Below are 23876 nucleotides of genomic sequence, written 5' to 3'. Positions count from 1 at the left end.
GCGTTACAAGGCCACGCCCAGCAGCGCGTCCACCGTGCGGGACGCCAGGCCAGGGGATCCCTCGTCGGCGCCGCCCGCGGTGGCCTGCTCCTCCACCCAGGCGTCGACCGCCGCCAGCGCGGCAGGCGTGTCCAGGTCGTCGGCGAGGGCGACCCGTACCGACTCCAGCATGGACTCGGCGGGCGGCCCGTCAGGCCGCGAGACCGCCGAACGCCAGCGGGCGAGGCGGGCCTTGGCCTCGTCCAGCACCGCGTCGGTGTACTCCCAGTCGGCGCGGTAGTGGTGCGCCAGCAGGGCGAGCCTGATGGCGGCCGGGTCGACGCCGTCCTTCCGCAGCTGGGAGACGAAGACGAGATTGCCCTTGGACTTGGACATCTTCTCGCCGTCCAGACCGACCATTCCGGCGTGCACATAGGTCCGTGCGAAGGGGAACTCGCCGGTCAGCGCCTGCGCGTGCGAGGCGCCCATCTCGTGGTGCGGGAAGGCGAGGTCGGAGCCGCCGCCCTGGATGTCGAAGCCCATGCCCAGGTGTTCGAGCGCGATGGCCACGCACTCGATGTGCCAGCCGGGGCGTCCGGGGCCGAGGGAGGCGCCGTCCCAGTGCGGCTCGCCCTCGCGGGCCGCCGTCCACAGCATCGGGTCGAGCGGGTTCTTCTTGCCGGGCCGCTCGGGGTCGCCGCCGCGCTCGGCGGACAGCAGCCGCATCGTCTCGGCGTCGTAGCGCGACACCTCGCCGAAGTGGGCGTCGGATTCGACGGAGAAGTAGATGTCGCCCTCGAGCTCGTAGGCCGCACCCATGTCGCGCAGCCGTTCGACCAGCGGGACGATCTTCGGGATGGACTCGACGGCGCCGATGTAGTGCTTGGGCGGCAGCATCCGAAGAGCCGTCATGTCCTCGCGGAAGAGCGCGGTTTCACGCTCGGCGAGCGCCGTCCAGTCCATGTTCGTCGCGGTGGCCCGCTCCAGGAGTGGATCATCCACATCGGTGACGTTCTGTATGTAGTGAACCTGGCGCTTGGTGTCGAGCCACACGCGCTGCACGAGGTCGAACGCGTTGTAGGTCGCCGCGTGTCCGAGGTGAGTGGCGTCGTAGGGGGTGATCCCACACACATAGATACGGGCGACGGGGCCGGGGGTGAGGGTCACTCGACCACCGGTCGCGGTGTCGTGGATGTCGAGGTCGCGGCCCTGCCCAGGCAGGACGGGGACCTCGGTAGCGGGCCAGGCATGCATGCCTTGAGCCTAACCCGGACTGGTGTTCCGTATCCGGCCGGATGGGCGCCGATCGGGGCGCCCGGGGCGGCCGTCCGGGGCTAGACGGGTGGCCAGGGGATCGCGGGCCACTCGCCGCTCGGCAGCGGGTGCCGTCCCGAGCTGAGCAGCGCCTCCACGCGCTTGCGCACAGCGTCCACCTCGGCGCCGGTCAGCAGCGCGGAGAGGCGCTCGGCCAGCGGTACGTCCCGGGACAGCGCGGCCGACAGCGCACGCAGGACCTCGACGGCCTCGCCGGTCAGCTCCTCGCCCGCCCAGCCCCACAGCAGAGTGCGCAGCTTGTCGTCCACATGGAAGGTCACGCCGTGGTCGATGGCGTAGAGCGCGCCGTCCGCGCGTGGCAGCAGATGGCCGCCCTTGCGGTCACCGTTGTTGATCACCGCGTCGAGTACGGCGAGGCGGCGCAGCCGGGGGTCGTCGGCGTGTACGAGCAGCGCCGTGCGTCCCTCCCCCACCTCCGCGAAGCCGACCGCCTTCCAGCCCTCGCCTGGTTCGTCGCCGTCGACCAGCGCGAGCAGCGGAGCGGGCTCGTCCGCCGCCGGGTCGTCACCGGCCGCAGCGGCCGCGTCCGCCGCAGCCGCTTCCGCGTCGTCCCCCTCCGGACCCGCCTCGTCGTCCGCCTCCGCGTCCGGTGGCTCGCCGACCCACGCCTGGCACATGCCGAGCCCGTACGGGCCGTCGCGCAGCACGGTGGCCGGTATCAGATCCCAGCCGGTGGCGCGGGAGATCTCGTAGGCGGCGACCTCCCGTTGGGCGAGGTTGCCGTCGGGGAAGTCCCACAGTGGACGCTCGCCCGCCACGGGCTTGTAGACGCACGGGAGGCTGCGCCCCTCGTGTTCGACGGTGCCGAACAGAACGGCGTTGGAGGCCGCCCTGATCTGCCCGCGCACCGTCAGGGTGCCTTGTGCCAGCAGCTCGCGGGTGGCCTCGGCCGCGGGAGCCGCGGCGAAACCGGGTACGGGTGGTGGTGTGCCTTTCATTCGCCCCGGCGGTATCCGTTCTGACGCGGACATACGTGTCCCTCCGGGTCGAGCGGCAGGCTGCACAGGGGGCACGGCGGGCGGCCCGCGTTCACGACCTCCATCGCCCGTTTGGCGAAGGCCCGTGCCATGCTCCCGCTGATCCGGACCCGCAGCATCGGGGGGCCGTTCTCGTCGTCCTGGAGCAGCCGCTCCTCGGCCTCGGCGAGGTCCTCGTCCTCGCCGGGCTCCAGCTCCACGATGGCCTGGGCCTCGACGACCATCCGCTCGCCCTCGCCGTCCCAGGCCAGTGCCATGGTGCCGACCCGGAACTCCTCCTCGACCGGCGTCTCCAGCGGCCCGGTGTCATCGACCTCGGAGGGGGCGACGGCGGGGACGGGCGCGCTGCCGCCCGAGCGGCGCACCACCTCGTCCAGCAGCTCGTCGATCCGTTCGGCGAGCGCTTCCACCTGTGCCTTCTCCAGGGCCACGCTGGTGGTGCGGCCTCCTGCGCTGGCCTGGAGAAAGAAGGTGCGGCGGCCAGGCAGACCGACGGTACCGGCGACGAACCGGTCCGGCGGGTCGTACAGAAATACCTGACGGGACACGTTCTGCTCCGTTGGGTTCGACGGCTTGAGTGGCTTCGGACATCCGCACCCTACTGTGCGTTCCGATCATCGTGCTCAGGCGCTTCCGCCCACGGTCGCGTCGCCCTCCCCGGCACTCCCCCCGGTACTTCCAGTGTCGCCCTCACCGTCCGTGCGGTCCGGTGGCGCGAGGGAGGCCAGCTCCCCGGTGTCCCCGAGCCGCAGCAGGAAGGGGCGCAGCGGCGTATAGGCGATCGCGGTCACCGAGCAGGGGGCCACGGATATCCGCTGGAAGAGATCGAGATGCATGCCGAGCGCGTCCGCGACGATCGACTTGACGATGTCACCGTGCGAACACATCAGGTAGACGGCGTCGGCCCCGTGCTCGGCCTCGATGCGCGCGTTCCAGTCGCGTACCGCGTCCACGGCGCGCGCCTGCATGGCGCGCATCGACTCGCCGCCCGGGAACGCGGCGGCCGAGGGGTGCCGCTGGACCGTGGTCATGAGGGGCTCGTCGTTGAGCTCGGCCAGCTTGCGGCCCGACCAGTCGCCGTAGTCGCACTCGGTGATGCGCTCCTCGGTGTGCAGCGGCAGCTCGGGGCGGGCCTCGGTCAGGGGCGTGAGGGTCTCCTGACAGCGGCGCATCGGGCTGCTGACGGCCGCCGCCAGCGGGAGGTCACGGAGCCGGCCGGGCAGCGCGGCCGCCTGCCGCTGGCCCTGCTCGTCCAGGGCGACTCCGGGGGTGCGGCCGGCCAGCAGCCCTTCGGTGTTCGCTGTGGACCTGCCGTGGCGTACGAGGATCAGCGTGGGCATGCGGCAACCCTAAGCGAGGCGCGGCCGGGAGCGCTCTCCGGTTGTGGTGCCGCGCTGGGGCGGGAGAATTCGAGGAGTGATCGTCGATTGTGCGCTCTACCGGCAGGGGCACCGAGCGGAGCGCCCGCAGGACTTCTCGGCGGCGCTGCGCGAGGCCCGGTCGTCGTCCGACACCTTCTTGTGGCTCGGTATGCACGAGCCGACCGAGGCCGAGTTCGACGAGGTCACCAGGGCCTTCGGGCTCCATCCGCTGGCCGTGGAGGACTCGCTCCACGCCCACCAGCGGCCCAAGCTGGAGGTGTACGCGGACTCGCTGTTCCTGGTGCTCAAGCCGGTGGGCTACGACGAGGCCGGCGGCGGGCTCAGCACGGGTGAGCTGATGGTGTTCGTGGGCGACTCCTTCGTGCTGACGGTGCGGCACGGCGAGGCCAATCCGCTGGGCTCGGTGCGGGGGCGGCTGGAGAAGGAGCCGGAGGTGCTGCGGCACGGCCCGACAGCGGTGATGTACGCCGTCAGTGACACCGTGGTCGACCACTATCTGGAGGTCGCGGCAGCGCTGCACACGGACCTCGACGAGCTGGAGGCAGCCGTCTTCGCCAAGGACGCCCGGCTGGGCAAGGGCACGGCGACCCGGATCTACGAGTTCAAGCGGCGCGCGCTGGAGTTCCGCCGGGCGACGGTGCCGCTGACGGACCCGGTGACCCGGCTGACGGGTGCGAGCTTGCCGTTCGTGCACAAGGACGCGCGGCTGTTCTTCCGGGACGTCGCGGACCATCTGTCACGGGTGAACGAACAGGTGGAGTCCATCGACCGGCTGCTGACGGACATTCTCTCGGCGTACCTGGCGCAGATGGGTGTGCGGCAGAACGACGACATGCGCAAGATCTCCGCGTGGGCGGCGATGTTCGCCGTGCCGACCGCCATCGCGGGCGTGTACGGCATGAACTTCGACCACATGCCGGAGCTGCACTGGGTGTGGGGCTATCCGGCCACGCTGCTGCTGATGGTGACCATCTGCGTGGTGCTGTTCCGGATCTTCAAACGCCGCGACTGGTTCTGACGGCCGCGGCCTTCGTCCGTGGGCGGTCAGGCGTACTCGGGCGCCCCCCGAGGTCGGTCAGGCGTATTCGGGCTCCGCGTCCGCCCGCCCGGTGCCCAGCGCGTTGCGGCGCTCGGGCATCCGGAGGCTGACCATCCGCCGCCAGCCGCCCAGCCGCTCCCAGACGTACCGCCCGTGGATCCCCAGCGCGACGAGCCCGTACTTGGCGCCCGACCAGCCCAGAATGCGCGCCATACAGCTCATGACGGCCAGGCTGACGTCGCGGTAGACCTTGATCTCGGCGAGCGCGCTCTCGCGCAGCAGCGCCCGAATGGCACGGGAGTGCCCGGCCTCGGCCAGGCGCAGCAGTTCTTCGTGGCAGTAGGCGAGGTGGTTGTCCTCGTCCTTGGAGATCATCTTCACCGCGCGGCCGAGCTCCGGATGGTCCCCGGCCACCTTCTTGAGCAGGATCATCTCCTCGGCGGCACGCTGCTCGGTGACCCGGCTGTGGGCGAGATAGGTGAGGATGTCGTGCTCGGTCAGCGGCTCGTCGCGGCGCAGCTTCTCGTGCGCGAGGCCGATGCCCAGGCCCTCCAGAATCATCGTGTAGTCGGTGTCGTCCGGGATCTCGGCCGCTTCCAGACCGCGCTTGTGCAGCAGAGCCATGAAGATCCGGCCGTGTTTGTCCTCGTCGGCACCGTGCCGGACGATCTTGGGGGCGAGGTGGCGCTGGGACTCGGGGACGAGCGCGGCGATCCGGCCGTTCTCCCAGCCGCCCTGCGCCTCACCGCTGGCGGCGATCGAGCAGAAGAGCCGGAACGACTCGTCGTTGTCGAGGATTTCCTGGAACAGACTCCTGGCCGAGAGCATCTCTGCCACCTCCGTGCGCGAGTTCCCGTACAGCACGACATCCGCAAAGAACGAGTCAAATGCCGCCTACGCGAACGGGCAACAGGTGAGCGGCCGGCCTGCGCCGAATGTGGGAGCCGCGCCGCCAACCCGCGTAACCGGGCGGGTGGCGCCGCGTTGTGCTCCGTGACGGCCGTGGCGGGGTAGACCCCGAGCCCCCACCACGGCCGCGGACCTCTCCGGCGCTCCGCGCCGTACGGGACCGGCCCCGCCTCCTGCGGGGCCGGTCCCGTTGTCCGGAAGGCCCTCGTCTTCTGGGGGCCGGGTTCCGGCAGGTCCTCGTCTCAGGAGGCGAGTCCTGCCCGCTCCAGCGCCTCGATGCCGGCACGCAGGCTGGTCAGCCGCTCCTCGCGGGAGAACCCCGCGGGCGCCAGCGACAGCGTCGTCACCCCGGCGTCGGCGTAGGCCCGCATCCGGTCGGCGATCCGGTCGACGGGGCCGATCAGGGTGGTGGAGTCGATCAGCTCGCGGGGAACCGCCGCCGCCGCGCCCTCCTTGTCGCCGGCCAGGTACTTCTCCTGGATCTCGGCGGCCTCCTTCTCGTAGCCCATGCGCTGGGCCAGCTTGTTGTAGAAGTTCTGCTTGCGGCTGCCCATACCGCCGACGTAGAGCGCGGTGTAGGGGCGGAAGAGGTCGGCGAGTGTGTCGATGTCGTCACCGACGGCCATCGGGACGGTCGGACACACATCGAAGCCGTCCATCGTCCTGCCCGCCGCCTCCCGGCCCGCGCGCAGGTACTGCAGGGTCGTCTCCTCGGCGTGTTCCGGGGAGAAGAAGACCAGCAGCACACCGTTGGCGATCTCGCCGGTCTGCTCCAGGTTCTTGGGGCCGATGGCGGCGATGTAGAGCGGGATCTCCTCGCGCTCCGGGTGGACGGTCAGCTTGATCGGCTTGCCGGGGCCGCCGGGCAGCGGCAGCGTCCAGTGCTGCCCCTCGTAGGACAGGCGCTCGCGGGACATGGCGCGCCGGATGATCTCTACGTACTCGCGGGTGCGGGCGAGCGGCTTGTCGAACTTCACCCCGTACCAGCCCTCGGACACCTGCGGGCCCGAGACGCCGAGGCCCAGCCGGAAGCGACCGCCCGAGAGCGAGTCGAGGGTGGCGGCCGTCATGGCGGTCATGGCGGGGGCCCGGGCCGGGATCTGGAAGATCCCGGAGGCCACGTCGATCCGCTCGGTGTGCGCCGCGACCCAGGTGAGCACGGTGGCCGCGTCCGAGCCGTACGCCTCCGCCGCCCAGCACACGTCGTAGCCGAGCCGGTCGGCCTCCTGTGCGACGGCGAGGTTGTCCGCATCCATCCCGGCGCCCCAGTAGCCGAGGTTGATGCCCAGTCGCATCCCCATCCCGCACCCACTTTCCCTACTGATCAGTAATGTCCCTGTCCCCGGGACTCTAACGCCTGCCACAACTACGCTCAACGCCCATGGAGCGAAGGCACCTCGGCCGCACTGGCCTGCGCGTATCCCGGATCGGACTGGGCACTCTCAGCTGGGCGCGCGGCGGCGGCACGGGTGGCGCGCCCGATCGCGCGGGGCGCGGCGGGCAGCACGACACCTACCAGCAGCACGACCAGCACTTCCAGCTCGCCGCCGACCAGCTCAAAACGTTCTGGGAAGCCGGCGGCACGCTGGTGGACACCGCCGACGTGTACGGCGACGGCGAGGCCGAGTACCTGCTGGGCCGGCTGATGCGGGACTTCGTACCGCGCCGCGACCTGGTCATCGCCACCAAGGCGGGCAGTGTCCCCGAACCCGACCGCCGCTTCGACTGCTCGCGCGGCCACCTCCTCGCCGCACTGGACGCCTCCCTCGACCGGCTCGGCACCGACCATGTGGATCTGTGGCAGGTGCACGCCTGGGACCCGTACACACCGCTGGAGGAGACCCTCCAGGCGCTGGACGAGGCCGTCAGCAGCGGGCGCGCCCGCTACGCCGGGGTGTCCAACTTCTCCGGCTGGCAGCTGGCCAAGGCGGGCACCTGGCAGCGCGCGGCCCCGGGCGCACGCCACCCGCTGGCCAGTACCCAGATGGAGTACTCGCTGCTCCAGCGCGGCATCGAACGTGAGGTACTGCCCGCAGCGCTGGACCTGGGCATCGGACTGCTGCCGTCCTCACCGCTGGGCCGGGGCGTGCTCACCGGCAAATACCGGCAGCCGGGCCCGCCACCCGCCGGATCGCGGGGCGCCGACGAGCGGCTGGCGGCGTTCGTAGAGCCGTATCTGGACGAGACAGCGGGGCGGATCGTGGATGCCGTTGCCATAGCGGCCGACGGGCTCGCCCTGCCCCCGCTCCAGGTGGCACTGGCATGGGTGCGCGACCGGCCGGGGGTGGTGGCGCCGATCGTCGGCGCGCGGACATCGGAGCAGCTCGCGGAGGCTCTGTCAGTGGAGGGCCTTAGTCTTCCAGACGAAATCCGCGCGGCGCTGGACGATGTCTCGGCTCCCGTGCACCGCTACCCCGACCATGACTGGAGCGAGCTGTGAGCAACGACAAGGCAGCCGAACTCCTCGCGGCCGTCCGCGCGGTGGAGAGCGGCGAACGCTCCGCCGCCTCCTTCTTCAACGAACCCGCGCCCGCCGAGCGGGCGCGGGCGGGCCACGGGCAGGCCACAGGACGGGGCCGGGAACAGCCACGGAGGGCCGGGGCACCGCCGCGCCAGGGTGCCGGTGCCGACGCGGCCTCCGGCCGTCCCGGGGCCGGAGGTCTGACGGGGGACGGGGATCGGCCGGTCGCCGTGCCGGACGAGATCAGGGCGCTCCTTGCGCAGGGCGGGGCCCCCGAGTCCCTGGCGCGGCCCGTGGCCGAGACGCTCGGCGAGGGCGCGGCCGGACTGCTGCGGGCCGACCCCTGGCAGCTCCTGGCGCTCCCCGGAGTCCGTCCCGAGCAGGCGGACGGCTTCGCGCGCGCACTGCTCGAAGGCGAGGCGGCACCCGGGGACCCGCGCCGCGCTGTCGCGCTGGTCGGCCATCTGCTGGAGCGCGCGGCGCTGCGTGGCGACACGGTGCTGGCACCCGAAGCGCTGGCCAAGGGCCTGGCCCAGCACGCGGTGCCGGACCCCGAGCAGGCGGTGCGCGAAGCCGTGGACGCGGGAGCCGTGCTGGTCTTCGAGGACGCGCTGGACGCGGGCCCGTCCGCCCCGGCCGCCGCATCCGCTTCGGCCGCCGCGTCCGCCGCCCGGTCGGCGGCCGGAGGGGAAACCGACGAAGAGGAAGAGCGCCCGGTCAACGTCCTGGTGGGGCTGGACCGGTACGCGCTCGCGGAGGAGAGCCTGGCCGACGGGCTGGCCCGGATCGCGGGCACGTTCCGTTCCGCGCAGGCAGTGGGAGAGGGACCGGCGGCCGAGGGGATGACGGCTGGGGGTGCGACGGCCGAGGGGACGACGGCCGAGCGTGGAACGGCCACGGGGACGACAGCATCTGAGGGGAAGACGGCTGAGGGCCCGGCGGGCGGTTGGGCGGCGGCGGCCGGGGACGCCCGCTCGCCCTCCGCCCGCGAGCTGATCCGGGCCGTGGCCGGGCACGGCCTGGTCACCCACGCGGGCGGTGAGGCCTCCCGCGCCGAGATCGCCGCCCTCGCCGCCGCGGCCCGGGGGCTCGGCCTCCGCTCCTGGGTCCTCACCCATACGGAGGACGGCAGCGCCCGGATGTCACACCTCCTCGCGGAGCAGCCGGCCTTCGGTCCGTACGGGGCGTACGGGGCGGGGGACGCGGCGGCAGAGCACGCGGCCGATGAGGCGGAGGCGGGTGCCCGCGGGGACGCTGTCACTGGCCCCGGCTGCGCCACCGTTGCGGGGCTGCTGGCGGGGACCGAGGGGCCCGGCCGGGACGAGGAAGGGGCGCTCGCCGTCGACCTGCTGGCCGTCTGCGACGCACCGCAGCTCGACGCGGAGACCGCCGCAGCGCTGCTGGAATCCCTGCCGGACGGGGTGCGGCTGGTGCTCAGCGGGGACCCCGGAGTGCTGGGCGCCGCCGGTCCAGGACAGGTGTTCCGGGACCTGATGGCGGCCAAGTTCTGCCCGCACATCGCCTCGCGCACCCCGGACCCTGGGCCGGTGGGCGAACTGGTCTCGGGCATCGGTATCGGCGAGCTGAACCAGGTCGAGGCGCCGGGCAAGGAGGTCGTCATCGTCCCGGTGGCCGACCCGGGTGAAGCCGTGCACCGCACGGTGCAGCTCGTCGCGGACTCGGTGCCCCGGGCGCTCTCGGTCCCGTCAGCCGAGACGCAGGTCATCACCCCGGGGCACGGCGGCCCGGCGGGTACGCGCGCGCTGAACGCGGCCCTCAAGGAGCGGCTCAACCCCGGCCCCGGCCGCTTCGGCGGCTTCGACCCCGGCGACCGGGTCGCCTACTCCCCCGCACCCGGCCGCACCACCATCTGCACCGTGGCCTCAGCCGACGACCGGGGCCTCCACCTCACGCACGGGGAAGGCGGTCTGACGGTCCCGCCCGAGCGGGTCCCCGAAACGGTGCGGCACGGCTGGGCGGTCACGGCCCACCAGGCAGCGGGCATCCGCTGGCCCGCCGCCGTTGTCGTGCTGCCCGGGGACGCGACAGGAGCACTGAGCCGGGAGTGGGTCTACACCGCGTTCAGCCGCGGCGAGCGCCATCTGTCGGTCGTACACGGCGCGGGCGACGCGCTCCCCCGCGCCGTCGCCTCGGTGGTCGGCCGGGAGCGCACCACGCGGCTGCGCACCCTCCTGACGGAGTCCGCCCGCGCGGCCGAGGCAGGGCGGGCGGCGGAGTCCGGTGGACAGGACGGGGAGGGAGAGCAGGCCCCGTAACGGGGCGGCGGGGCTTGACCTCCCGGCCGGGGGCCGGGGGCGACTCGCGGCCCGCAAGCTCCGGACGGGGGCACTCCCTCACCCCGGGACGGTCACCAGGAACGGCCGGGGCGGCCGACGCGCCGCCTCGTCACCTACCTCGCCGGCCGGTGGGAGCGGCCCCGCTCCCGTCGAGACCGTCGGTGTCCTCGGCCTCCTCCTCGGGGTCCTCCGCGTCGTCCTCGTCCTCCCCCTCGTACCCCTCTTCGTCCTCGTCCTCTTCCTCGTCTTCGTCGTCGCCGCGGGCCTCCAGGACCAGGTCCTCCTCGTCCTCGTCGAAGACGGAGCTGACGTCGAAGCGGCAGATCACCCGCTGGGTGTCGGCCTGGTCGAACGGCGAGGAGAGCCACTCACCGGGCTCGGCGGGTTCGTCGGCTGCCGTGACCCACAGCGTGGAGTCGCCCTCCTCCAGGCCGAACTCCTTGTGGCGGGTGGCGATCTCGTCCGGCTCGTACTCGCCGAAGAGCACCCCGAGTGCCGCGTGCACGCTGTTGCCCGGCGCGGCGCTCTCGACGCGTTCGTCCTCGGCCGCCTCCGGGTCCAGCTCGGTGACGCGCTCGGCCTGGGCCTGCAGCCGCTGGGGCTCGGAGATGACGTAATCCCGCCGGATCAGGACGCTCAGCGCATGGGGCACCTCGGGACCGGTGTATGCGGGCAGGCCGTCGCTGCTGGGGATCTCGAAGGGGGTGACCTCGTCGTAGACCTCGTACAGCATCTCGTCGTAGTGCTCCCCCGCGGCGGCCAGCGCGTCGAAGGCGGCGTAGACGGCGGAGTCGAGTTCGGCGGCGTACTGCTCCGCCGAGGAAGCGTCCCGCTCAGCCGCACCGGCGGGCGCCCGGGATTCCCCCGCACGGCGCTCGACGGCCTCGAGGTGCCGGTCCAGCGCGGCTTTGACCGCCTCGGCAGCGGCGCGTACGTCGGCAGCGGTGGGCTGCGCAGCATCAGACATAGTGCAGACGCTATCGGCAGACGGGGTCCATACGCACAATAGAGAGGATGCCGGAATACGAATTTCGCGATGTGTACGTCCCTCGGGGCGTGTCCCGCAAGGCTGCGACCCAACTGCTGACCGACCACGCCGAGTACGGGCACTGGGAACTGGCACGGATGCGCCTGTACCCGGACGGGAGCCGCCGGGTGCGGCTCCGCCGCCGCATCATCCGTCAACTGCGCCCCACCTGGTGATCACCCACCACGGCTGAACGGGGGAGCGGCAGGGTCTCCGGGGCCGGGTGAGTGGCCGGGCCGAGAGGCCGAGGGCGAGAAGCCGAGGGCGAGAGGCCAGCGCACATGGCCTGAGGGAGCGGTCCGCTGGATGCGGGACCGCTCCCTCTGCTGTGCCCGGTCGCCGAACCTGCGGTCCAGGGCCCGTCAGCGACGGGTGGCCGCCCTGGAGCGCCGGTAGAGCACGTAGCCGCCCGCGAGCATCCCCACGCTGAGCGGCGCTGCCAGGCCGAGCTGGGAGCCCGCGCCCGTGTGCGCCAGCGAACCGTCGGAGCTCGGCTCCTTCGCGCCGGACTTGTCGGACGCCGCTACGGCCTCCGGCTCGGACGGGGCGTGCACCTCGCCGGTGCTGCCGGGCTCGTTGGGCGCACCCGGCTGCGAGGGCTTCCCGGGCTCACCCGGCTGCCCAGGCTTCCCGGGCTCTCCCGGATTCCCCGGCTCACCCGGCTGTCCAGGGTTGCCCGGCTCGCCCGGCTCGCCCGGCTCACCGGGATTACCCGGCTGTCCAGGCTCCCCGGGCTCTCCCGGGTTCCCCGGCTCGCCTGGCTCGCCCGGCTCACCGGGGTTACCCGGCTCCTCCGGGTACCCCGGGTCGACCGGCGGCCCGGGGTGCGACGGCTTCGACTCATTGGCGCAGCCGTTTCCGTGCGCCGGGTTGAGCGCTCCTACGACGTCGACGGTGTTGCCGCAGACGTTCACCGGTACATCGACCGGAACCTGCGCGGTGTTGCCCGAGCCGACGCCCGGCGAACCGTGCGCGGAGCCCCCCGCATGGCCCCCGTGTCCGCCCTGCGGGCTGTGGCCGTCACCGCCGCGGCTTCCATTGCCGCAGGCGTTGCCGGACGCGGGGTTGAGTACCCCGACGACGTTGACGGTGTTGCCGCAGACGTTGACCGCGACGTTCACGGGCGCCTGCACGGTGTTGCCGGAGAGCACGCCCGGCGAGTTCGCGCTGCCGCCGTGGGCGCCCGAGTCGGCGAACGCGGTCCCCCCTGACATCGCGAGGAGGCCGCTCGCGGCGGCCATGGTCATCAGGCCCTTTCTGGTGCCCTGTCGCATGCTGTGGATTCCCCTGCCTTTACTGGCTGTCGTTAACCGGCCAGGGGGAGGCGCCCTGCGCGCCGTCCCGCCCCCTCAGAACCCGAGGACCCCGGAGCGCGTGGCGCGTGCTCCGGGGGCACTCGGATGAATTGCTCACCGAACAGGTCGGATGAGGCTCGGCGTCAGTCGTTGACGCAGGTGTTGCCGAACGCGGGGTTCAGCAGCCCGACCACGGAGATGGTGTTGCCGCAGGCGTTCACCGGAACGTGGACCGGGACCTGCACGACGTTGCCGGAAACGACGCCCGGGGAGTGCACGGCGGCACCCTGCGCACCGGAGTCGGCGACGGCCATACCCGCACCAGCCAGCACAAGACCGCTGGTGGCAGCCGCGGCGGCGATGACCTTCTTGAACATTGATCCTCCTTGTTGGCAATACGGTCCCGGCCGGGGACCGCACTCCCTGTAACGAGGATGGCGGAATCGGGCTACGAACTGACTAGATCATTCACTCGTCTCAGTCAGCTCCGTACAGGTGGCCGATTAACCGATTACCGCCCTGAGCGGTCAACGCGACGCGACGGCAGCCGCTCTCAGGCCTGATCCAGGAACCGGTCCAGTACCCGGACCCCGAACTGGAGTCCGTCGACCGGAACCCGCTCGTCCACCCCGTGGAACATCCCGGCGAAGTCCAGCTCCGGCGGCAGCTTCAGCGGCGCGAAGCCGAAGCAGCGGATACCCAGATCGTCGAAGGACTTGGCGTCGGTGCCGCCGGAGAGCATGTACGGCACGGCACGCGCGATGGGGTCCTCGGCGCGCAGCGACGCCTGCATGGCCTCCACCAGCGCGCCGTCGAACGTCGTCTCCAGCGCCTTGTCGGCGTGCACGTCCTCGCGCCGTACCCGCGGCCCCAGCAGCCGGTCCAGGTCGGCCAGGAACTCCTCCTCGTGCCCCGGCAGGAACCTTCCGTCCACGTGCGCGGTCGCCTGCCCGGGGATGACGTTGACCTTGTAGCCGGCCCCGAGCTGGGTGGGCGCCGCGGTGTTCTGCAGGGTGGCGCCGATGATCTTGGCGATGCCACCGAGCCGGGCGAGGGTCTCCTCCATGTCCTCGGGGTCGAGCTCGACGCCGAGCGCGTCGGAGAGCTCGTCCAGGAACGAGCGGACCGTCTTGGTCACCCGCACCGGGAACTTGTGCCGGCCCAGCCGCCCCACGGCCTCGCACAGCTCGGTGATCGCGTTGTCGTTGTTGGTCATCGACCCGTGCCCGGCCGTGCCGTCCACCGTCAGGCGCATCCAGTGCATGCCCTTCTGGGCCGTCTCGACGAGATACAGCCGCAGATCCTCGTTGACCGTGAAGGAGAACCCGCCGACCTCCCCGATGGCCTCCGTGACCCCTTCGAAGAGGTCGGCGTGGTTGTCGACCAGGTGCCGCGCCCCGTAGACACCGCCGGCCTCCTCGTCCGCCAGGAAGGCCAGCACGATGTCGCGGGGCGGCTTACGGCCGGTACGCATCCGGTCCCGTACGACCGCCAGCGTCATGGCGTCCATGTCCTTCATGTCGACGGCGCCGCGCCCCCACACACAGCCGTCGGCGATCTCCCCGGAGAACGGATGATGCGTCCAGTCGTCGGCGTTCGCCGGCACCACGTCGGTGTGCCCGTGGATGAGCAGGGCGGGACGGGAGGGGTCCTCGCCTGTGATCCGCGCCACGGTCGAGGCGCGCCCCGGACTGGACTCGATGATCTGCGGCTCGAGCCCGACCTCGGCCAGCTTCTCGGCGACGTACTCCGCCGCCACCCGCTCCCCGGGGCCCTCGTTGTTGCCGTAATTGCTGGTGTCGATCCGGATCAGCTCGCGGCAGAGATCGACGACCTCGCTCTCGGCGCTAGCGGCACTCGCGGTCGCGGCACTATCGGCACTCACGCTGCCTCCTCTTCTCGCAGGTAGGCCCCCATCCTCCCGCCCACACCCCGGCACCCCAAGAGCCGGGTGATCGCAGTCCTCATCGGGTGCTAAGGTTTAACCCGTCGCAAGGCCACCCACCGGCCCTGCGGCACACCCGGTCGGGGTGGCGGAATGGCAGACGCGCTAGCTTGAGGTGCTAGTGCCCTTTACAGGGCGTGGGGGTTCAAGTCCCCCTCCCGACACGCACCATACGTACACGCGGCGGCAGATCGTGACCGAAAGGTCACAGTCTGCCGCCGCGAGTCGTATGTGAGGGCAGGCCGGAGCGGAGCGCTTCGGGGATCGGGCCGCTCATCTGCGGGGACGGCCGCGAGGAGCCGACTTCCATGTGCCGCCGGCGCGCCGAGGGAGCCCAGCGTGACTGCGTGTGTCCGGCTGGGCGCGTCGCACCGCTCGTCGGTGGGGCCTGTCCGTCAGGCTGCCGTCAGGTGCGGACGCGCCCGGGCATTCCGCGGGCGGGTGGCGGAACCCTCGCGTTGGGTACCGCCACCCGCCCGTCGGCCTCTTACCTGGTGTAGTCCGTGATCCAGTAGGAGCAGTCGATCCACCCCGGGAGCCTGCCGCTGAAGTCCTTCGCGCAGGCTTTGAACTGGACTTGGGAGCGATGCGGGATGTTGCTGATCCTGCAGTACTCGACCCCGTTGTTCGCACCGTTCCGGTCGTCGCACGACGTGATCTCGGAGCGGCCGGGGAACTTGATGCGGAGCACCATGCCGTAGCCGTCCTTCTTGGTGTCCGCGATCCGGAACTTGTTGTTGTCGATGCTGTTGAATCCCCCGGTTCCGCGACCGTTCGACGCGTCCGCGATGTGCCAGGACCCGACGGCGTTCGCCGGTGCCTGCGCCAGGGCGGCACAGGCGGCGGCGCCGACCGCCACGGTCAGAACACGCTTGATACGGGACATACGCCCCCCACTTTCCTCATTCAAAGCTCCCCGAGCGGCTGATCCGTCGGGTGGTCAGAGAGGATCATGCCCCGGACAAGCGCGATTTGCCAGCGTTGCATGGGTACTTCTTTGCCGACGCACTGTGTGCGGTATGTCGAATAGATGAGTTCGCAGAGGCACGCATGTGAAACGCCCGGACGCGGGGCTCCCGCCCGCCCGTAGAGCCGCCCAGAGCGCCGCCCGCTCTCTGTCACGGCGCCCTTGACGGGCGATCGGCCGGTGCGGGGCGGCGAGTGGTTGTTCAGCGCAGGTGGAGCACGCTCCGGACGCCGGCATGGTCGGAGGGCCACAGGCCCGACGGAGTGCGGTCAGCCGGGTCCTCACCGACTCGGTTTGCCGTCGACGCGGTGAACCCGCCGCTGTAGAGCACATGGTCGAGGCGCTGGCTGCGGCCGGAGTCCTCGTTACGCAGGTCGGCGGCTGGCCGCAGGTGAAGCCCGGGTCGTCCCGGTGGGCGTCCGCCCAGGTGTCGCCGCGGCCGTTCTTCAGCAACGCGTAGGTCTCACTGCCAGGCGGCGCGTTGAGGTCGCCCAAAAGCACGCTGGGCTGTTCCGTGTGCAGCGGGCCGTCGAGGAGTTCCCGGGCCTGCGCCTGCTGAACGGCGGCGTTGACGTTCTCCAGGTGCGCGCTGACCACCCTGACGGGTCTGCCGTGCAGCGTGACGTCGGCGGAGATCCAGCAGTGCAGGACCTCGATCGGAGGCAGCTGAGGGGCCACCGGGTTGGGCACGGTCACGCGGGCGGTGAACCCGGCCATGTCCGTACGGGTGACGGCGAACACGTTTGCGGGTAAGTCGGTGCGGGCCAGCATCGCCTCGCGGTCGGTCAGACGAATGTCCTGCAAGCCGTGCTCCGAGGGGCCTCGTAGTCGCCTGCCGTGAGGGTGGCCACGGCGCTGTAGTGCAGGCCCCGCTCGGCCGGCTCACTGAGCAGGGTCTGAAGGAAGTCGTGTTCGACTTGCCTCGCCTGTGGCCACAGAGAATCCTCACCTACGCCGTCGGAGAGTTTTCGGGTTGCCTCGGATCACGCGCCGTGGTGCGGGACACGCGGAGCGTGCGGGAGGTCAGGATGACCCGAGCCGGAGGCCGAGCGGTAGAGGGCCCCACGTGGGGCGCCTCCTCACCGGCAAACCAGCCCACCGGCCAACCAACCGGCCTACCACCCAACCGGCCAACCGGCGCCCAGGGGCCCGGTGTTCAGCGTGATGCCGCCGCTCAACGCGTTCCCGCTGTCACCGGCGTTCCCGCTGTCACCCGATCGAGGTGTTTGACCTCGAACCCGGTTTGCGGAGCGTGTGCCCGCCGAGGATGACGGTGCGATCAGAAGACCGGCTGCAAAGGATCACCATGGGCCCGACTCCCGAACAGATCCGCGCCGCACTGCCCGAACGCTGGCACAAGGAGTACGACAGGAGCATCTCGGGACTGACCGGCTCGCCACTGGAGGTGACGCTCGACTTCTGGGACCACCACTCCAGGACGCTGACCGCGCTCGGCCCCGTCACCGAGCAGGAGCGCCACACCGGGGAGCTGTTGCGTCAGCGCGACGCGGTCCTTCAGCGCAGCCCGGACGCGCGTGAGGCATTGCGACTCGACGGCGAAGCCAGCGGCGGCTACCGCATCCGTTTCACCGAGACGGCCAAGGAACAGGTGCGGGAGCGGTACCACGAGGAATACGACATGCGCCGAGTCATCTCCGAGAGACTGCCCGATCCACGCGCTGAGAGCACCGTCGTGCGCCCAGGCGCCGAATCGGACGACTTTCGCGAAGCGCTGATCTACAAGTGGGCCATCGCCTACATCGCGGGCAGCGACGGCAAAAAGCCGCTCATCATGGTGACGACGTTCAACTGCTGACCACTGGAAGCGTCAGCCGGTGACGGCCATCTCGTGCGGTGCCGCCTTCCGTGCTGTGGGCTCCGGCAGCAGGTCGGGGCTCTCCGGCTCGCGCAGCCGCCGCAGGAAGGTCAGGATGCCGGCGTAGCCCTGTGCCCAGGAGTAGGGGGCCTCCTTGGTGAGGTTGTTGGTGACAAGGGCAGGCGCGTCGTCGGGGCCGTGGCTGCGGCGGAGCAGATGGCGGGCGGCCTCGTGGGCGGCGTCGAGGTACTGGTCGTCCCCGCAGTCCACGGCCAGGTCCAGCAGCGCCGAGCCCAGACCGGCCGTGCCGCAGCACTGGCCGAGTGTGCTGAGCCTGGTGCTCCAGGTCAGACAGCCCTTGGTGGCGCTCTCGGCGGCCCGCCGGAATGCGGGTTCGTCGAAGATCAGCCAGGCGTGGCGCAGCACCCGCGCGAGGCCGCCGAGACCACGGCACCAGGAGACCGCCATCTGGGAGGCGGAGGGCGCGTCGGCGGCAGCCACCAGGTCGGGGACGAGACCGGCCAGCTGTCCGGCCCGTCGCCTACCGGTCCGCAGCAGCTCCCGGTCCGCGGTGCGGGCGGCGAGCAGGAGGAGGAAGTCGGTGATGCCCAGGTACCCGTGCGCGTAGCCGAAGGCGGTCTCCTTCCCCAAATCGTCGGCCACATGGGCGGGCAGGACGGCCAGGTCCTCGCGCGCCAGCAGCGGTTCGGCGAGCGATGCCGCGGCCTCCAGGGCCCCCGTGTCACCGAGGTCGGCCAGGAGAAGCCTGCCCAGTCCGACGCCCGCGTGACCGGAGACGACGTCGAAGTCGACGGCCTTCAGTACCTCGGGCGCCTCCGCCGAGGGGGGCGCCGGGCTGCGGGGGACGGCGGGCAGTACGGGCTCGGACGGGACCTCGACTCCGGCGCGGCGGGCGGCGGCGAGGAACACCTCGGTGCCGGTGCGCCCGGAGAAAAGGCCGTCGGCGGTGGGAACCGCGGCCAGGCTGTGGTGTGCGTGCCGCGCCAGCCGCCGCAGCAGGTCCGGGACGCCCGGTCGGTGGCGGTGGTGCAGCAGTTCGAGGCCGATGCCCGCGCTGCCGGTGTAGAGACTGGCGTCGACGGCGGGGAAGTCGGATGCCTCTCCCCCGAGGTGGTACTCCCCCGCTTCCGCCAGCAGTACGTCCAGCACCCGGTCCGCCAGGTCGGCGACCTGGTCCGCGGTGGCGGCCGGAGGCGGCGCGCCACGGTGCGCGGTCGTCCCACGGGTGCGCCACGCCCCGGAGACGAGATCGGCGAGCGCCCGGGTGGAGCGTTCCGGCTCGCGCGAGAGGAGGTCGCCGACCACGGCGAACAGGCCCGGCCGGCGTCCGGCGTGGACGGCATCGAGGCACTGGAGCGCCCGGGTACGGGCGAGGGCGGTCGACGCCTCCCCGGTGACGGGCGGCAGTCCGGTGGCGGCGAAGACGAGGACCATGCCGAGCGCGTAGTGGTCGTCGACCACCGACGGCCCCTGGCTGCGGTCGAGTTGCTCCCTGGGGGCGTAGCCCGGCGTACCGCCCGGCAGGTGGAGGCCGTCGAGCGCCGAGATGCCGAAGTCGATGAGGTGGGCGCGCCCCGTGCCGTCCAGGACGATGTTGCGCGGCGTCACGTCCCGCATGACCACGCCCCTGGAGTGCAGCGCCTCGAGCGTGGTGGCGAGTTCCCTCGCCAGGCGGGCGAAGGTCTCGTCGTCGCCCGGGGTGGTGGCGGAACCGGCTGGGAGCAGTGCGCCGTTGCGCCCCACGTGCTCCAGGAGGTTCAGCTCGCCGACATCGCTGGTGACGAGGTATTCGTCGGTGTCGTGGGCGAAGTGGTCGAGGAAGACGGGGATGCCCGGCGTGCCGGCGCAGGCCGTCAGGATGCGGCGTTCGTTGCGCAGTCTGACGCGTACGTCGTTGCCGTCGCGATCCTCACTGACGTGAGCGCGGGCGGTCTTGACGATGACGGTGCTCGCTCGTGGAGCGCTCTCCCGCCCGTCGACTTGTTGCCCGTCCTCTTCTCGGGTCCGGGCGGGGACTTCTCGCGGGACGTCTTCGGCGCCGAGCGCGGTGTCCACAGCACGGTAGACGTTGCCACGGGCCGACTCGTACACCCCTTCGACGGCGCGGTACCTGCCGCCCAGCAGCACGTCGGCGCCGGACCGCGGGGCGCCCTCGTCCGGCCGCGAGCGGTGTGCCGTGTGCGTCGCGGCGGCGGTGTGCGGTGGTCCGCCCTCTCGGAAGGGATCGCTCACCCAGGGGGGCTGGCGGTAGCCGAGGGAGGCGGCAGCCTCGAACTCCTCGCCGTCCGGCCCGTCGATGACGGCGACCAGGGTGCCGTAGGGGCCGCTGCGCCAGTGGGTACGGAAGGGGCCGTAGCGGTAGTACACGGGGGCGTCATCTGCCACCCGCCGGTCGCTGGGCACCACCGGCCCGTGGTGCCCGCGCAGCAACTCGGCGAGGGACAGGCCGAGGTCGCGTACGCGCTCAGGTCGCGGGTAGACCGTGACGGCCTTCCCCACGGCACCCGAGCCGACTTCGGCGCCGTTGAGCCGGCGCAGCACACGGTCCGAGCGCGCCACCTTGAACGAGCATCCCTCGGCGAGAAGGTACGGGAAGAGCGTCTCGGCCAGCTGCGGCAGCCCGTCGACCCGGGAAGAGACATGGAGCTTCCAGCCGTGGTCGGGAAGGCGGGGCGTGGGCTCGCACCGCACGCGGGTCCAAGTGGCCCCCGTGGCCAGCGAGTGCGATGTCCGATGGTCCTCGATCAGCCGGCGGAGTACGTCCTCCGCGTTCCAGTCGGCCACGCTGCTGCTCCTCGATCGTTGCGACCCGGGCTGTTGCGGTCCCGCGCAGGCGTGCGCCGTTCGCCGGCGCACGTCGCGGACAGACCGACGGCCCGAGGCGGCACCGGCCGCGAACGCCGTGGCGTTCGGGACGGGGTTCTCCTCGGGCCGTCGTGAGGTGCGTCGGCCACCGCGCGGGGGCCGACGCAATCAGGGGTGACGCGCCGGGTCAGCCAGTGTTCCCGGTACCCATGCAGGTGTAGTCGCAGTAGGTGATCGGACAGCGGTCGGTGGCTCCGGCAGCGAGGTCGTTCTCGTGGAACGACACCTCGGGCTCTTGGTTCAACACCCCGGCTTCCCTGGGGGTGAACTGGGACAGGAATTCCATGGTGTCTCCCGGGTTGGGGAATCTATGAAATCCGTTCTGTGCCACGGCACTTGAGGTTCCAGGGCCGTGTGATGCGAAAGAGCCTAAAGTACCGGTTGAGCGTGCGGCAATACCTGCGCCGGGCATCGACAGCAGCCTCATACGGGTGGCAAGTGTCCGCCCCGGCCGCCCTCGCGCCCCCCCAACCCACCCGGTGGAGCCCGGCCGCCTCTCGTGCCGCTCGTGGCTCCGGCCCCCAGCTCCCGGTCCCCAACCCCCACCCCGCACCCGTCTCCAGAAAGTCGGGGCATGTCGTGAACTTTCTGCGGGGACTCGGCATCGAACATCCCGGAGACCGACGCACCAGCACCAGGGGGGACATTCCGATGCGTTCACGACTTGGCACCCGGCCCGTCCGAGCCGTGCCGGCCGCCGACGCGGCAGCGGCCCTCACCGCGCCCGCGACGGCCCTCGCCGCAGACGCGACAGCCCTCACCACGGACACGGCGCCCTTCACCGACTGACAGGCGCGCGCGTCGAGGGGCGGCGCGCACGCGTCGAGGAGGCGGCGCGCGCGGCGCCCCTCGTGGTCCCTCGCTGCGGTGACGCGGCGCCCGGGGGCACATCTTTCCAAACCAGAGCACAAGAATGAGGGTCAATGCACATCTCGTTTCTCATCTTCAGCGCGTACGGGATGGGCGGAACCGTCCGCACCACGTTCAACCTGGCGCAGGCGCTCGCCGAGCAGCACGACGTGGAGGTCGTATCGGTCTTCCGCTACCGGGACAGGCCGTTCTTCGAGCCGGGCAACGGCGTACGGCTGAGATCGCTGGTCGACATGCGGCGGCACCAGCCGACCTACGAAGGCGACGATCCCGAGCACGCCCGTCCTGCCCGGGTCTTCCCGTCGGCCGACGGCCAGTTCTCCCAGCACAGCGCGTTGACGGACCGCCGGATCGGTGAGTACCTCGCCCACACCGAAGCGGACGTCGTGATCGGCACACGGCCCGGGCTCAACGTTCACGTGGCCCGGCAGACGCGCCGTGGCCCCGTGCGGCTGGGGCAGGAGCACCTCACGCTCGCCACGCACTCCACACGGCTGAAGCTGCTGCTGCGCCGCACCTACCCCCGGCTGGACGCGGTCACCACGGTGACGGAGGCCGACGCCCGTGACTACCGCAGCACTCTGCGACTGCCGGGCGTGCGCGTCGAGGGGCTTCCCAACAGCGTGCCCGAGCCGGACGTCGCCCCGACCGACGGCAGCGGCAAATGGGTCGTCGCCGCCGGCCGGCTCGCCCCCGCCAAGCGGTACGACATGCTGATACGCGCCTTCGGCGAGGTCGTGCGCGAGCGTCCCGACTGGGGTCTGCGCATCTACGGCCACGGCCGCGAGCACGACAAGCTGCGGGCCCTCGTCGACGAACTCGGCCTCTACAACCACGTCTTCCTGATGGGCTCGGCACATCCCATCGAGGCCGAATGGGTGAAGGGCTCGGTCTGCGCCGTGACTTCGAGCCTCGAGTCCTTCGGCATGACCATCGTCGAGGCGATGCGGTGCGGTCTTCCGGTCGTGGCCACCGACTGCCCGCACGGCCCCCGGGAGATCATCCGCGACGGCGAGGACGGACTCCTGGTTCCCACGGGGGATGTGAGCGCGATGTCCGGGGCGCTGCTCCGGCTCATCAACGACGAGCAGCTCCGGGTACGGATGGGACGAGCCGCTCTCGCCGCGTCGGCCCGGTTCGATCCGGCGCAGGTGGCCGCCCGCTACGAGGATCTGCTCACCTCGCTGGTCAAGCGCCCGGCCGGGACACTGCACCGAGCACGCGGCACCGTTCTGGGCGGAGCGTACGCGGCCCGGGAGAGGGTCCGCCTGGGACTGGGACAAGCGCTGGCGGGGGCACGGGCATGAGCCGGCGTATCCACGACATGTCATCGGACGGCGCGGCGGCGAGCGCCCCGGCAAATGGCGCTACTTCCTCCGGCAGACCCCACCACGCGCGCGCGGACTGCACGGCCGACGGCGCCGGAGGGCTCACCTTCGACGTACGGTTCTTCGACCGGAACGACGCGGAGACCCCTGCTCCGTATCCGCCGGAGCGCGCGGCCGTGCTTCTGCGCCCGCGCCATCACAGCGGCCCGGACGACGGCCTGAGGCTGCCGCTCGGCCGTTCAGGGGCGGGTGGCAGGCTGCGCGCCACGCTGCCCAGTACCGCCGGGCTGCGGGAGGGGCGTTGGGATGCCTATCTCGCCTGGGCCGACGAGGAGCCCCAGCGGCTGCTGCCCGGAGTGGTCGACCTGCGCTCCCTCGTCGACCGGGTGCCGGTCGATACGCACACCGGGCTCGTCGCCCGCATCCCCTACACCACCAAGTACGGCAATCTCACCGTCCGCGCGTGGCATCGCCGGCCGCACGCCGAGGCCGGGGCGCTGCACGTCGAGGACGGCGCGATGGCGCTGGAAGGCAGGCTCTACGGCGCGCGGCTCTCCACGGCCGCTCAGCTGGAGGCGCGGTCCCGCGACGCGTCGGTGTCGCCGGTGCGTGTACCGGTGCGCCGGGAGAGTGAGGACGAAGCCGGAGTGAGTGCAGCACCCGGCGACGGCGACAGTGACGGCGACGGGGACGGCGGAGGCGGGGGCCATCCGGGCAGCGGGTTCACCGCAGAACTGCCCTTCGGCCCCCTCGTGCCCGGAGATCAGGTCTGGGATCTGTGGGTGCGCCCTTCCGACGACGAGGAGCCGGTTCGTCTCGCCCGGATACTCGACGACGTTCCGGACAAGAAGCGGATCTTCCGCTATCCGTCGCGGCGAGTGGCAGGCCCCGACGGCGCCGTCCACTCGGTGAGGCCGTATTACACGGTCAACAACAACCTGTCCGTGGAGGTGAGTTCTAAGGCGTCGGAGGAGTAGCCGTGCTGGTGTGGCGGAGCGCCAGGACGGTGGCTGCCGACTCGAGCCAGCGGGCGAGCTGCTCCTCGCCGTCCAGGTCGGTGGGCTTCAGTACGGAGGAGGCGGTGGCCAGCCACTCCTTGGCGGTACGGGACGCCTCCAGGCCCGGCAGGGGTTCCGGGAGTCCGGCTGCGGCCCGCAGGCCGTCGCGGCGTACCACCTCGGCGAGGAACGCCAGCGCGCGGGGCAGGACGCCGAGTTCCTCCGCTGTCAGTGCGGCCGCCACGGCGCCGTCGCCGAAGAGGGCGGTGCGATGGGGGCCGCCCAGGGTCAGTCCGTAGCGGAGCATGAGGGGGATGTCGAGGGCTCGCAGTTCGGCGTCGGTCGTCCGCTCCTGTGACATGGGG

General features: G+C 71.7%; 22 protein-coding genes and 1 tRNA gene. 9 read left to right on the top strand and 14 right to left on the bottom strand.

All coding sequences use genetic code 11. From position 1 onward, the window contains the following. Positions 1-3: 3 nt before the first annotated feature. The 4 genes from mshC to HC362_RS27675 form a co-directional block, all read right to left on the bottom strand. A complete protein-coding gene (gene mshC / locus HC362_RS27690; protein WP_243086849.1) occupies positions 4-1233 on the bottom strand; it encodes a cysteine--1-D-myo-inosityl 2-amino-2-deoxy-alpha-D-glucopyranoside ligase in 1230 nt (409 codons plus the stop codon). An 80-nt stretch (positions 1234-1313) separates the two neighbouring features. Beyond that, positions 1314-2252, bottom strand: a complete 939-nt coding sequence (locus tag HC362_RS27685; RefSeq protein ID WP_243086848.1) for an SCO1664 family protein — start codon at positions 2250-2252, stop codon at positions 1314-1316. Beyond that, the gene (locus HC362_RS27680) at positions 2249-2839 is read right to left on the bottom strand and encodes a DUF3090 domain-containing protein (protein WP_243086847.1); all 591 of its coding nucleotides are present in this window, start codon (positions 2837-2839) and stop codon (positions 2249-2251) included. The genes HC362_RS27685 and HC362_RS27680 overlap by 4 nt, the downstream gene beginning before the upstream one ends. A gap of 75 nt (positions 2840-2914) precedes the next feature. Continuing rightward, entirely contained in the window at positions 2915-3631 is a 717-nt protein-coding gene (locus HC362_RS27675) for a histidine phosphatase family protein (RefSeq protein WP_243086846.1), read from the bottom strand. Between the two features lie 67 nt (positions 3632-3698). On the opposite strand from HC362_RS27675, the gene corA reads away from it, so the two are divergent. Next, positions 3699-4691, top strand: a complete 993-nt coding sequence (gene corA / locus HC362_RS27670; RefSeq protein ID WP_243088848.1) for a magnesium/cobalt transporter CorA — start codon at positions 3699-3701, stop codon at positions 4689-4691. Positions 4692-4748: 57 nt separating this feature from the next. On the opposite strand, the gene HC362_RS27665 is transcribed toward corA, so the two are convergent. Both HC362_RS27665 and HC362_RS27660 read right to left on the bottom strand, forming a co-directional pair. Further along, positions 4749-5540, bottom strand: a complete 792-nt coding sequence (locus HC362_RS27665) for a ferritin-like domain-containing protein (RefSeq protein WP_243086845.1) — start codon at positions 5538-5540, stop codon at positions 4749-4751. A gap of 323 nt (positions 5541-5863) precedes the next feature. After that, positions 5864-6916, bottom strand: a complete 1053-nt coding sequence (locus tag HC362_RS27660) for an LLM class F420-dependent oxidoreductase (protein ID WP_243088847.1) — start codon at positions 6914-6916, stop codon at positions 5864-5866. Between the two features lie 86 nt (positions 6917-7002). On the opposite strand from HC362_RS27660, the gene HC362_RS27655 reads away from it, so the two are divergent. Further along, positions 7003-8061, top strand: a complete 1059-nt coding sequence (locus HC362_RS27655; protein ID WP_243086844.1) for an aldo/keto reductase — start codon at positions 7003-7005, stop codon at positions 8059-8061. Continuing rightward, the gene (locus HC362_RS27650; RefSeq protein ID WP_243086843.1) at positions 8058-10358 is read left to right on the top strand and encodes a helix-hairpin-helix domain-containing protein; all 2301 of its coding nucleotides are present in this window, start codon (positions 8058-8060) and stop codon (positions 10356-10358) included. The genes HC362_RS27655 and HC362_RS27650 overlap by 4 nt, the downstream gene beginning before the upstream one ends. A 130-nt stretch (positions 10359-10488) precedes the next feature. On the opposite strand, the gene HC362_RS27645 is transcribed toward HC362_RS27650, so the two are convergent. Beyond that, positions 10489-11346 (bottom strand): hypothetical protein, encoded by an 858-nt coding sequence (locus tag HC362_RS27645; RefSeq protein WP_243086842.1) that lies wholly within the window; start codon positions 11344-11346, stop codon positions 10489-10491. A 47-nt stretch (positions 11347-11393) separates the two neighbouring features. Between HC362_RS27645 and HC362_RS27640 the strand changes: the two genes are divergently transcribed. Beyond that, positions 11394-11582: a DUF5703 family protein gene (locus HC362_RS27640; RefSeq protein ID WP_030408284.1), complete on the top strand. Its 189-nt coding sequence runs from the start codon at positions 11394-11396 to the stop codon at positions 11580-11582. Positions 11583-11768: 186 nt separating this feature from the next. Here the strand turns inward: HC362_RS27640 and HC362_RS27635 are convergent, their stop codons facing one another. The 3 genes from HC362_RS27635 to HC362_RS27625 form a co-directional block, all read right to left on the bottom strand. After that, positions 11769-12680, bottom strand: coding sequence for a chaplin (locus HC362_RS27635; RefSeq protein ID WP_243086841.1), 912 nt, complete (start codon positions 12678-12680; stop codon positions 11769-11771). 164 nt (positions 12681-12844) lie between these two features. Continuing rightward, positions 12845-13078, bottom strand: coding sequence for a chaplin ChpH (chpH, locus tag HC362_RS27630; protein WP_243086840.1), 234 nt, complete (start codon positions 13076-13078; stop codon positions 12845-12847). Positions 13079-13254: 176 nt separating this feature from the next. After that, complete coding sequence (locus HC362_RS27625; protein ID WP_243086839.1) at positions 13255-14586, bottom strand: M20/M25/M40 family metallo-hydrolase; 1332 nt, start codon at positions 14584-14586, stop codon at positions 13255-13257. Positions 14587-14725: 139 nt separating this feature from the next. Here HC362_RS27625 and HC362_RS27620 point away from each other — a divergent pair. After that, positions 14726-14810: transfer RNA gene (locus HC362_RS27620), tRNA-Leu, on the top strand. 323 nt (positions 14811-15133) lie between these two features. On the opposite strand, the gene HC362_RS27615 is transcribed toward HC362_RS27620, so the two are convergent. Further along, on the bottom strand, positions 15134-15532 hold the full coding sequence (locus HC362_RS27615; RefSeq protein WP_243086838.1) for a hypothetical protein: 399 nt from the start codon (positions 15530-15532) through the stop codon (positions 15134-15136). 1387 nt (positions 15533-16919) lie between these two features. Between HC362_RS27615 and HC362_RS27610 the strand changes: the two genes are divergently transcribed. Beyond that, positions 16920-17429, top strand: coding sequence for a hypothetical protein (locus tag HC362_RS27610; protein WP_243086837.1), 510 nt, complete (start codon positions 16920-16922; stop codon positions 17427-17429). Positions 17430-17441: 12 nt separating this feature from the next. Here HC362_RS27610 and HC362_RS27605 read toward each other — a convergent pair whose 3' ends face one another. Together HC362_RS27605 and HC362_RS27600 are read right to left on the bottom strand one after the other, a co-directional pair. Continuing rightward, complete coding sequence (locus HC362_RS27605; protein ID WP_243086836.1) at positions 17442-20234, bottom strand: lanthionine synthetase LanC family protein; 2793 nt, start codon at positions 20232-20234, stop codon at positions 17442-17444. A 208-nt stretch (positions 20235-20442) separates the two neighbouring features. Next, positions 20443-20601, bottom strand: coding sequence for a hypothetical protein (locus HC362_RS27600; protein WP_209264464.1), 159 nt, complete (start codon positions 20599-20601; stop codon positions 20443-20445). Between the two features lie 365 nt (positions 20602-20966). Here HC362_RS27600 and HC362_RS27595 point away from each other — a divergent pair, with 365 nt between their 5' ends. From HC362_RS27595 to HC362_RS27585, 3 genes are all read left to right on the top strand, one after another. Continuing rightward, complete coding sequence (locus tag HC362_RS27595; protein WP_243086835.1) at positions 20967-21104, top strand: hypothetical protein; 138 nt, start codon at positions 20967-20969, stop codon at positions 21102-21104. Between the two features lie 134 nt (positions 21105-21238). After that, positions 21239-22492: a glycosyltransferase family 4 protein gene (locus tag HC362_RS27590; protein ID WP_243086834.1), complete on the top strand. Its 1254-nt coding sequence runs from the start codon at positions 21239-21241 to the stop codon at positions 22490-22492. Then, positions 22489-23490, top strand: a complete 1002-nt coding sequence (locus HC362_RS27585) for a hypothetical protein (RefSeq protein ID WP_243086833.1) — start codon at positions 22489-22491, stop codon at positions 23488-23490. Before HC362_RS27590 ends, HC362_RS27585 begins: the two co-directional genes overlap by 4 nt. On the opposite strand, the gene HC362_RS27580 is transcribed toward HC362_RS27585, so the two are convergent. After that, positions 23471-23872, bottom strand: coding sequence for a hypothetical protein (locus HC362_RS27580; RefSeq protein ID WP_243086832.1), 402 nt, complete (start codon positions 23870-23872; stop codon positions 23471-23473). The two genes, HC362_RS27585 and HC362_RS27580, sit on opposite strands and share 20 nt — an antisense overlap. Between the last annotated feature and the right edge of the window lie 4 nt (positions 23873-23876).

This window comes from Streptomyces sp. 891-h (assembly GCF_022760275.1).
Classification (GTDB): domain Bacteria; phylum Actinomycetota; class Actinomycetes; order Streptomycetales; family Streptomycetaceae; genus Streptomyces; species Streptomyces spirodelae.
Note: the sequence above shows the minus strand (reverse complement) of the source record. Positions and strands in the feature narration are given on the sequence as shown.

Bases quoted from the DNA above. Each gene is read 5' to 3' on its own strand.
- mshC (WP_243086849.1), bottom strand. From the start codon at position 1,233: ATGCATGCCTGGCCCGCTACCGAGGTCCCCGTCCTGCCTGGGCAGGGC.
- HC362_RS27685 (WP_243086848.1), bottom strand. From the start codon at position 2,252: ATGAAAGGCACACCACCACCCGTACCCGGTTTCGCCGCGGCTCCCGCG.
- HC362_RS27675 (WP_243086846.1), bottom strand. From the start codon at position 3,631: ATGCCCACGCTGATCCTCGTACGCCACGGCAGGTCCACAGCGAACACC.
- HC362_RS27665 (WP_243086845.1), bottom strand. From the start codon at position 5,540: ATGCTCTCGGCCAGGAGTCTGTTCCAGGAAATCCTCGACAACGACGAG.
- HC362_RS27660 (WP_243088847.1), bottom strand. From the start codon at position 6,916: ATGCGACTGGGCATCAACCTCGGCTACTGGGGCGCCGGGATGGATGCG.
- HC362_RS27655 (WP_243086844.1), top strand. From the start codon at position 7,003: ATGGAGCGAAGGCACCTCGGCCGCACTGGCCTGCGCGTATCCCGGATC.
- HC362_RS27645 (WP_243086842.1), bottom strand. From the start codon at position 11,346: ATGTCTGATGCTGCGCAGCCCACCGCTGCCGACGTACGCGCCGCTGCC.
- HC362_RS27640 (WP_030408284.1), top strand. From the start codon at position 11,394: ATGCCGGAATACGAATTTCGCGATGTGTACGTCCCTCGGGGCGTGTCC.
- HC362_RS27635 (WP_243086841.1), bottom strand. From the start codon at position 12,680: ATGCGACAGGGCACCAGAAAGGGCCTGATGACCATGGCCGCCGCGAGC.
- chpH (WP_243086840.1), bottom strand. From the start codon at position 13,078: ATGTTCAAGAAGGTCATCGCCGCCGCGGCTGCCACCAGCGGTCTTGTG.
- HC362_RS27615 (WP_243086838.1), bottom strand. From the start codon at position 15,532: ATGTCCCGTATCAAGCGTGTTCTGACCGTGGCGGTCGGCGCCGCCGCC.
- HC362_RS27610 (WP_243086837.1), top strand. From the start codon at position 16,920: ATGGGCCCGACTCCCGAACAGATCCGCGCCGCACTGCCCGAACGCTGG.
- HC362_RS27600 (WP_209264464.1), bottom strand. From the start codon at position 20,601: ATGGAATTCCTGTCCCAGTTCACCCCCAGGGAAGCCGGGGTGTTGAAC.
- HC362_RS27595 (WP_243086835.1), top strand. From the start codon at position 20,967: ATGCGTTCACGACTTGGCACCCGGCCCGTCCGAGCCGTGCCGGCCGCC.
- HC362_RS27590 (WP_243086834.1), top strand. From the start codon at position 21,239: ATGCACATCTCGTTTCTCATCTTCAGCGCGTACGGGATGGGCGGAACC.
- HC362_RS27585 (WP_243086833.1), top strand. From the start codon at position 22,489: ATGAGCCGGCGTATCCACGACATGTCATCGGACGGCGCGGCGGCGAGC.
- HC362_RS27580 (WP_243086832.1), bottom strand. From the start codon at position 23,872: ATGTCACAGGAGCGGACGACCGACGCCGAACTGCGAGCCCTCGACATC.